Here is a 7,761-nt window from a genome sequence, read left to right as displayed (position 1 = left end):
ATGGAATAGATTATTATTACTCAGAACATAAATCACAAGTTGGAGATCAGGATATTTGTATGGTTACAGTTGATAGTTCAACCAGCAAAAATCTGATTGCATGGGAAAGGGAGCAAAGTACGGATATAGATGGTTATAAAGTCTATAAGGAAACCTTCCAAGCAAATGTATATGATTCTATAGGTTACGTTCCTTACAATAAATTAAGTGTATTTATTGACACATCTTCAAGACCGGCAGTCAGAGCTAATCGCTATAAAGTATCCACTATATTTAATGATGGCAACGAGTCTTACCTAAGCAAGCACCACAAGACCATTCATCTAACAGCCAACACAGGAACAAGTGGAGAAAACAACCTGATATGGAGTCATTACGAAGGTTTTACTTTTAGCTCCTATAAAATATACAGAGGTACAAACCCTGCAAATATTAGCCTCTTAGATTCTGTGCCAAGTAATTTAACAAGCTATACCGATGTTAATCCACCTGCAGGAGTTGTTTTTTATCAAGTTGTGGTAGATTTACCTTACATCTGCGACCCAAGTATATTTAGGGCACAAGGTACTTCAGGCCCATTCTCTCATTCTCTATCCAATTTAAAAGATTACAGCCAATCATCAAATGATTACCTAATCATTTCACCTTCAGCAGTAAGCATTGATATAAATGCTAGGATATTTTATCTTACTGTCTTTACTAACCTAAAAACATGGTCAGTAACTGCTGATCAAAGTTGGTTAACTGTTATTGAAGATATTGATGGTGGAAGGATATTGGTTAATGTTGATAAAAATACAGAAACAAGTGAAAGAACTGCCGAAATTACAGTATCGGGAAGTGGTGTAAGTAATTTTAATATCTCATTAACTCAGGGAATAACTAATTCAGTAGAGGAAGAGCTTAAAGATGATTTTATTGTTGTTACGCCAAATCCATTTACAGACAAGCTTAGTGTAAACAATCTGTCCATTGCTAATGACATTTTAAAAATCGAACTCTATGATCTTAACGGGAAAAGATATTTTCAATCAGAAAACCCGGAATTATTCACAGAGATTGATTGTTCGGATTTGAAGAGTGGAATGTATATTCTAAAAGCCATTAGCAAGGATAAAGCTTATACCTACTTATTAGTGAAACAGTAGAGGAATTCTATTTGTGCATGCAAGCTTTCCAACGAATGGATATGTGTTGCGTTATCGTTATTCGATGGATTAGCTGAGAGTAAAAGACTAAGTTCCTGATGATTTTCTTTTATTAACGGCTTTAGGAGTTGATAAATTTGATTGATTCTATAAATCTTGTTTTTAGGGAGGTTCTATAAATACATTCGCATTAAGATTTCCAGAGTTTTTTATAGACAATGAAAAATTTTGAAACAAATCGGGATAATGTAAAAAGTTTTGAAGAAATATATGAAAAACTCTGAAAACCCTTTGGGAACAAAGATAATAAATAATCTGACTGCGTTAAAATTTTCCTCAATAGCTACAGCTATTCAGAAAAATTTGTGCCTTGCATCTTATTCATTATCTTTGTTTCTTAAAAGAAATGTATTTATAGAACCTCCCTTTTGATAATCATCCCATCTAAATAGTACCTCTTAGAAAATATGAATAAAAAAATACAGATTAACAATTAGATAATCTTTTTTAACTATCTTTGTTTTAAAGTAATAAATCTAAAAAAAATTATATTATGCTAATAACATTAGATATAAAAAAAGAACAGTTAAAAGCATTTAGGGAATTAGCCAATTTATTGAAAATCAAAATGGATGTTGTTAAATCCGGCTTTACAGAAGAACATGAAAACAAAGCAATTTACACTGCTATGCAAGAAGGCGATCAAAACCTGATAGCAGAAGAAGAACAGAAAGATTTCGAAAACTGGCTAAAACAATGAAAAAAGGTTTTACAAAGCAATTTGTTAAGGATGTATATTCAATGCCATTGTTTAAAAGAAATGTATTTAGTGCCTATAAAAAAACTCGTATGCTTTTGACTGTTAGAATATTATGTGTATTCTGTCGCTTGAATCTAATGTCATTAAGTTACAAAACCCAATGACAGCTTGGCTAAATGACTATTAATGACAATTGAATGACTTTTACATTCACATCCATTATTAATTCAAAAATCTAAAACACCTCTACCCTTCAAGATATTTTTTATATCCAAGTCTCTTTAATTTTTCAGATTTCTCAACAATAGTTTTTGTCTGAGCCTTTTTAAAATCCAAAATAGCATCCATATATTTTTTATCGGATACACCAAGAATTTGTATAGCAAGCAATGCTGCATTTTTTGCTCCGTCAATTCCAACAGTAGCTACAGGTACTCCCGGGGGCATTTGAACTGTCGAGTAAAGTGAGTCAACTCCCTGAAGTTTTCCGCCACCAATTGGAACTCCAATTACAGGAAGTGGAGTGTGAGCAGAAACAGAGCCTGCAAGGTGAGCTGCTAATCCTGCACCGCAAATTATTACTTTTATTCCTTCTTTATGAGCATTTACAGAGAAATCTTTTGCCATTTCAGGTGTTCGGTGGGCAGAGATAATATCTATTTTATATGGTACTTCAAAATCTTCAAGTACCTTAACTGCTTTTGTCATTACAGCAAGATCCGAATCGGAACCCATAATTATTGCTACTAATGCTTTTTGTTCTTCCATTTTAAAAAATATTTTTTTATTGAATTATTATTTTTGAATTTGAAATAATATTTTTCTTTTCATCTATAAGTCTGATAATATAAAATCCTTTATCCAAATTTTCTACATTTACTCTCCCTGTTGCATCTAATTTTTTTGACAAAACCAATTTACCACTTATATCAAACAATGACAATTGCTTATCCTTTATATCTCTTGATTTTATAAAAAATTCATTTTTTGCAGGATTAGGATAAACTGTAAATTCAAAAGTTTTTTGTTTTTTTTGTTTTATGGAATTAATAATTGATTTATCACTAAATATGGGTCGCATCATAATTGCACCTGCAACACTTGAATTCAACCATTTTCCTTGCACATAATAATGAATATTTGAATTTGCTTGGCTTGGTATTGAATCGCTTTTCAATTGATAATAATTCATATCCAATCCTACATTCATAAAATAATCTTCATATTGTTCCCAACCGATATAAAATTCTCCATCCATCGATAAAACAGTATCAAACTCATAAATATAATATCCGTTATCTTTATTATTATTGAACTGTGGTGTAATTGTATCTTTAAAATAAATTGGTTCATTTGTATAATCGTTCCACACCATAAGAGTGAAGTCTCTGTTACTTCTTTCCTCATTTGATTGGTTAAAAAAGATAGCCATTCCACGCAGTGAATCTGTTGATGGATAATTATCAGCCATTTTAAAACGATAAGCAACTCTGGAATAATTGGCAGCTGTTATTCCGTAGCCCATTTCAGGAGTTTCATCATCATAAGCATAATAATTTGAGAATACTTGATATTTTGAACACACATTATTTTTAGAACGAATATCAGTTGAGTAATTATGGTTCTCCAATTTTACTTCAAGAGCAAAAGTATCAAAATTTGAAACATCATTGTACAAAAAGTTATGCTGCATGCTATCGGTCAAAGGAAATGACAAAAATGTGTAAACATCTTGGCTGTTAGCATTATCGTCAAACATTATTTGATCATTATCAAAAGTATCAATAATCTCATATCCTCCTTGAGCTTTTCTTGTTTGATAATAATTATTTCTCACCGACATTTCCATTGAACTTCTCAATTGATTTTTATCAGCAATCAAATGACTCCAAGGCATTGATGTATAATCGTTCAACAAACTTTTAGGCTCATAAACAATTGCCACATCCTCATAATATAAATCGTTAGTATCACGCCCTTTAGCCATATAAACATAATCGAGATGCCAATGGTCTAAATTACCCGCAAGACTTGCATAATTTCTAAACCTAAACTGAAAAACATCATGATAAAAGCGAGCAATTGTATCAATAATTGCAGTTGTATCAATAATAAATTCAGGGACTTTTAGACTTACTTGCTCAAAAGCTTTAACCTTGGTTCCTGCTGTACTCCATATCCGAATCCACTTTGTAGAATCCCAAACAGAGCCTGCCCAATATCTATCGGGTTTAATTTCTAAAACCAAAGAATCATAAGGTTCCGGCATATCGCCAATTCCCTGAGCTTGATAAAAGAAACTCAAAAAAATATTATCACTACTGCTATAATTTGAAAAATCAAAAGGAACAGAAGTTAATTCATCGGCAATTTTCCCTTTTGAGTTAATAACTCCCGGATTGTAAGGCATGCCATTAGAATTTAATCCGTCAAAAGTAGCAACGCCACAACTTATTGGATATAAAGCCATGTGATTATTTATAAAAACATTTTTATCAATCCACAAAGAATCATCGGGATAAATATTTGACCAAGAAAAATCATCAAAAAAGGGTTTTTCAAGATTTAAGGTATCATAATCTGCCTCTCCACTTCTCATTAAAGTATGTGTTTGCAGATTCTTTGAAATTGTATAATTTGATTTTAAAGGAACTGTTTCTTCTTTTTGTGCAACAGCACTTATTGTTACATTAAACAAAAGGAATACAGTAATTAGTGTTTTTGTAATAAAATTATTCAATAATGATTTTCTCATTTTCCATTGCTTTTTTAAGACTGTCTTGAAAATCTTTGTTATTATTTTTAATATTCATTCTTTCTATTTCCGAAACGGTGGTAAGCCAAATATCTATCGCCTCACCCTGAGCCAGCTTTTCATCAGGATTAGGTAACGGATATTGTTTGTAAATTATTGCCTCAGAACTATCTTTAACTTCTTTATTATAAATTATTGCACCAATATTAAATCCAAATCCTTTAAGGGCAAAAACAGCCTCATCAAGAGGCATCTCACGTAAATCGGGAACTCTTCTTTTTTGAGAAGATAATCCATCACCAAGAACAAGATTTATTTCCGAGCCTTTTTTTATAAAAGATCCTTGCTTTAATTCTCTTCCATCTTTAGTAACTCTTAAAACAACATTTTGTGCAATGTCGGGAACATATTCAAGTTCACCTACTTTTAATCCTGCCGATTCAATTATCACCAATGCTTGACGCAGAGATACATCCATCAAATTAGGCAACTTTACTTTTGGTGGTTTATCAGAACTAATGGTAAAATAAATTCTTCGGTTATGTTTTACTTTTGAATGAGCTTTTGGTGATTGTTCCACAACAGTAAAATAAGGAACTCCAGCTTTATAAATAGAATCGGATATAGAATATCTCAACCCACGATCATTACAAATTTCATCTAACTGCTGTACCGTATATCCTTTAAAATCAGGAACTGTAAGAGACTCGCCATGATGAGTGAATTTGCTCATAAAAAACTGAATACTTATAAAAATAACAACAACAATAGCAAGGAAAATTAAAATATTTACCCAGAATGCTCTACTTATCAAAAATTTAAAAAATTTCACTTTCACCCCTTTCTTTTAGTAATAAAAATTTTAACAAAGTTATATTTAAATCTCATTTTATTAGGAATAACTATGATTTTTTTATTATCTTGGTATCATAAAAATAATGCTGTTATAATGAAGAATATTCATATTCAATGAACTAAGTTATTAACCTTTAATCTTTTTTGCTATGACAAAATCTAAATATCAAAATTTACATGACGACCATGCTAATTGGAAAGAAATGGTTAACAATTGGAAAAATGAAATTGATAAATTTAACAAGGTACTATTAGCAGAAGCACTTGAAAATCAACCTAAAGAGCATCAAGAAAAGTTAATAAAATATGATAATCATCTTAAACACAACAAGCGTTTTTTACAAGATTTGTTAGAAACGATTGATACTCATGAATTATTTCTGGATGAACTTGTAGAATTCAACAATGATATTGACAATATACCTTTAGATGCAAAAATGGACCATGACAAAACAGCAAATCACATTAAAGATTTTGAAAAAAGATACACAAAACTAAAATCAAAAATCAAAAATATCATCAAAAACGAGATAGTAAATTCCTGAAATTCATAGAGATACAATAAATCAACCTATTTGTCTTAACACATTAAATCATTTCTTCATTACATCATTACATCATTAAATCATTTCTTCATTACATCATTTCTTCATTGATTCTTATACTTCACAACTTCCTCATCAACAAACTCAAGTTCCACTCCTACTTGCTTAAACATTTCTTCCGATTCGGCTCCTGCATGATATTTCTTTTCACACACCACTCTTTTTATTCCACAATTTATAATTAGCATAGCACAAGTACGGCAAGGTGTCATTTTACAATATAAAGTTGCTCCTTCAATTGCCACTCCAAGTCTTGCAGCCTGAGTAATAGCATTTTGTTCAGCATGAACAGTACGTACACAATGCTGAGTAACTGAACCATCTTCATGAACAACTTTTTTCATTTGATGACCAACGTCATCACAATGTGGCAAACCCATAGGAGAGCCAACATATCCTGTTACAAGAATTTGTCTATTTCTTACAATCACACATCCGCTTCTGCCCCTATTGCAAGTAGCACGAGTAGCAACGGTTCTTGATATTTCAAGAAAATATTCATCCCAAGATGGTCTGATATACTTTTTTTCATCCATAATATTTTATTTCTTTTAATATTTTTTCAATCTGTTCATACAAATTCTTGTATTCAGTATTATTTATTAATTTATAATCAGTTTGCTCAATACATTTCGAAAGATTTTGCTTGTTAGGATCATCTGATTCCATTTCTCTTTTTTCATTAGAAAGAAATTCAGTAAAAGAAATATTATCCGTTTCAGATTTTCTTTTAACAATCCTGTCATATCTTTTTTCTGCCAAAGCATCAACAGCTAGTAAATAAAAATTCTCTTTTGACCTTAACAACTCAACTTCTCCCGGAGTTCTTATACTTTCAATTACACAATTATCTCCTGTTGCTAATGCAATGTTGTAAAGCTGTTCAACAATATATGCAGGTGAATGCTTTTTCCTTAATTCATTGGCAACAATTACCATATTATCTCTATTAACGGGTAATTTTCTTTTTTTTATTTCCTCAGTTAAAAATGCCCTAACAGAAAAATGTTTAAAATTTTTGTTAACTAAATAATCAACAATCGTCCCTTTTCCTGCACCAATAGTTCCTGTTATTCCAAAAATTATCATTTATATCGTTTTTTTTCTGATTTTGAAAACATCAAATTTATAGCATTAATTGAATTTAAATAGAAATTCCAATTCAGATTTTATAAACAATCTGTTCATTAAATTATCTCCTTTCTTTTGTTTTATATTCATATTTTTGTTATTCAATTTAAAGTTAAAAACTAAAAGCTAAAAACTAAAAGTTATGAATAAACAGATAAAAAAATTCTCTTTGCGTTCTTTGCTTGCCCCATAAGGAAGAATGACTGTATTGGGGCGTCTTTGCGAGAAATATAAAAAAATGCCTAAAGTACTTAAAGATAAAAGTTAAAAGTTATGGATAAACAGATATAAAAATTCTCTTTGCGTTCTTAGCGTCTTTGCGAGAAATATAAAAAATGCCTAAAGCACTTAAAGTTAAAAGATAAAAGTTAGGAGTTATGAATAAACAAATAAACAAATAAGCAAATAAACAATTTAACAGATAATCATGAAAACAACAGTAGCTTTAATTTTTGGCGGGAAATCTACAGAACATGAAGTTTCCTTAATGTCAACAATAAATGTTTT

Annotated in this window: 9 protein-coding genes; 4 read left to right on the top strand and 5 right to left on the bottom strand. The window is 30.6% G+C overall.

Annotated elements, in window-relative coordinates; translation table 11 throughout:
• From U9R42_13725 to U9R42_13715, 3 genes are all read left to right on the top strand, one after another.
• Positions 1-1,148, top strand: a 1,148-nt coding sequence (locus U9R42_13725) for a T9SS type A sorting domain-containing protein (GenBank protein MEA3497081.1), incomplete at its 5' end; no start/stop codon positions are given.
• A 270-nt stretch (positions 1,149-1,418) separates the two neighbouring features.
• Positions 1,419-1,580, top strand: coding sequence for a hypothetical protein (locus U9R42_13720; protein ID MEA3497080.1), 162 nt, complete (start codon positions 1,419-1,421; stop codon positions 1,578-1,580).
• A gap of 121 nt (positions 1,581-1,701) precedes the next feature.
• Complete coding sequence (locus tag U9R42_13715; protein ID MEA3497079.1) at positions 1,702-1,908, top strand: hypothetical protein; 207 nt, start codon at positions 1,702-1,704, stop codon at positions 1,906-1,908.
• A 246-nt stretch (positions 1,909-2,154) separates the two neighbouring features.
• On the opposite strand, the gene purE is transcribed toward U9R42_13715, so the two are convergent.
• Genes purE through U9R42_13700 form a run of 3 tightly spaced genes read right to left on the bottom strand, consistent with a single transcriptional unit; the run spans position 2,155 to position 5,495 of the window.
• The gene (gene purE / locus U9R42_13710; GenBank protein ID MEA3497078.1) at positions 2,155-2,676 is read right to left on the bottom strand and encodes a 5-(carboxyamino)imidazole ribonucleotide mutase; all 522 of its coding nucleotides are present in this window, start codon (positions 2,674-2,676) and stop codon (positions 2,155-2,157) included.
• A 16-nt stretch (positions 2,677-2,692) separates the two neighbouring features.
• Positions 2,693-4,663 (bottom strand): T9SS type A sorting domain-containing protein, encoded by a 1,971-nt coding sequence (locus tag U9R42_13705; GenBank protein MEA3497077.1) that lies wholly within the window; start codon positions 4,661-4,663, stop codon positions 2,693-2,695.
• Positions 4,641-5,495 carry a PASTA domain-containing protein gene (locus U9R42_13700; GenBank protein ID MEA3497076.1) on the bottom strand — a complete coding sequence of 285 codons (855 nt, stop codon included), beginning with the start codon at positions 5,493-5,495 and terminating at the stop codon, positions 4,641-4,643. Before U9R42_13700 ends, U9R42_13705 begins: the two co-directional genes overlap by 23 nt.
• Positions 5,496-5,667: 172 nt before the next feature.
• Here U9R42_13700 and U9R42_13695 point away from each other — a divergent pair, with 172 nt between their 5' ends.
• Positions 5,668-6,063, top strand: a complete 396-nt coding sequence (locus tag U9R42_13695; GenBank protein ID MEA3497075.1) for a hypothetical protein — start codon at positions 5,668-5,670, stop codon at positions 6,061-6,063.
• Positions 6,064-6,167: 104 nt separating this feature from the next.
• Here the strand turns inward: U9R42_13695 and U9R42_13690 are convergent, their stop codons facing one another.
• On the bottom strand, positions 6,168-6,659 hold the full coding sequence (locus U9R42_13690; protein MEA3497074.1) for a cytidine/deoxycytidylate deaminase family protein: 492 nt from the start codon (positions 6,657-6,659) through the stop codon (positions 6,168-6,170).
• Positions 6,652-7,212, bottom strand: coding sequence for an AAA family ATPase (locus tag U9R42_13685; GenBank protein ID MEA3497073.1), 561 nt, complete (start codon positions 7,210-7,212; stop codon positions 6,652-6,654). Before U9R42_13685 ends, U9R42_13690 begins: the two co-directional genes overlap by 8 nt.
• Positions 7,213-7,761: the final 549 nt, after the last annotated feature.

This window comes from Bacteroidota bacterium, assembly GCA_034723125.1.
GTDB lineage: Bacteria > Bacteroidota > Bacteroidia > CAILMK01 > JAAYUY01 > JAYEOP01.
The sequence above is the reverse complement of the archived record's forward strand: the minus strand, read 5'-3'. Positions and strand labels throughout refer to the sequence as shown.

Excerpts from the sequence above, each read along its gene's own strand:
- U9R42_13685 (MEA3497073.1), bottom strand. The coding sequence starts at position 7,212 with ATGATAATTTTTGGAATAACAGGAACTATTGGTGCAGGAAAAGGGACG.
- purE (MEA3497078.1), bottom strand. The coding sequence starts at position 2,676 with ATGGAAGAACAAAAAGCATTAGTAGCAATAATTATGGGTTCCGATTCG.
- U9R42_13705 (MEA3497077.1), bottom strand. The coding sequence starts at position 4,663 with ATGAGAAAATCATTATTGAATAATTTTATTACAAAAACACTAATTACT.
- U9R42_13695 (MEA3497075.1), top strand. The coding sequence starts at position 5,668 with ATGACAAAATCTAAATATCAAAATTTACATGACGACCATGCTAATTGG.
- U9R42_13690 (MEA3497074.1), bottom strand. The coding sequence starts at position 6,659 with ATGGATGAAAAAAAGTATATCAGACCATCTTGGGATGAATATTTTCTT.
- U9R42_13720 (MEA3497080.1), top strand. The coding sequence starts at position 1,419 with ATGAAAAACTCTGAAAACCCTTTGGGAACAAAGATAATAAATAATCTG.
- U9R42_13715 (MEA3497079.1), top strand. The coding sequence starts at position 1,702 with ATGCTAATAACATTAGATATAAAAAAAGAACAGTTAAAAGCATTTAGG.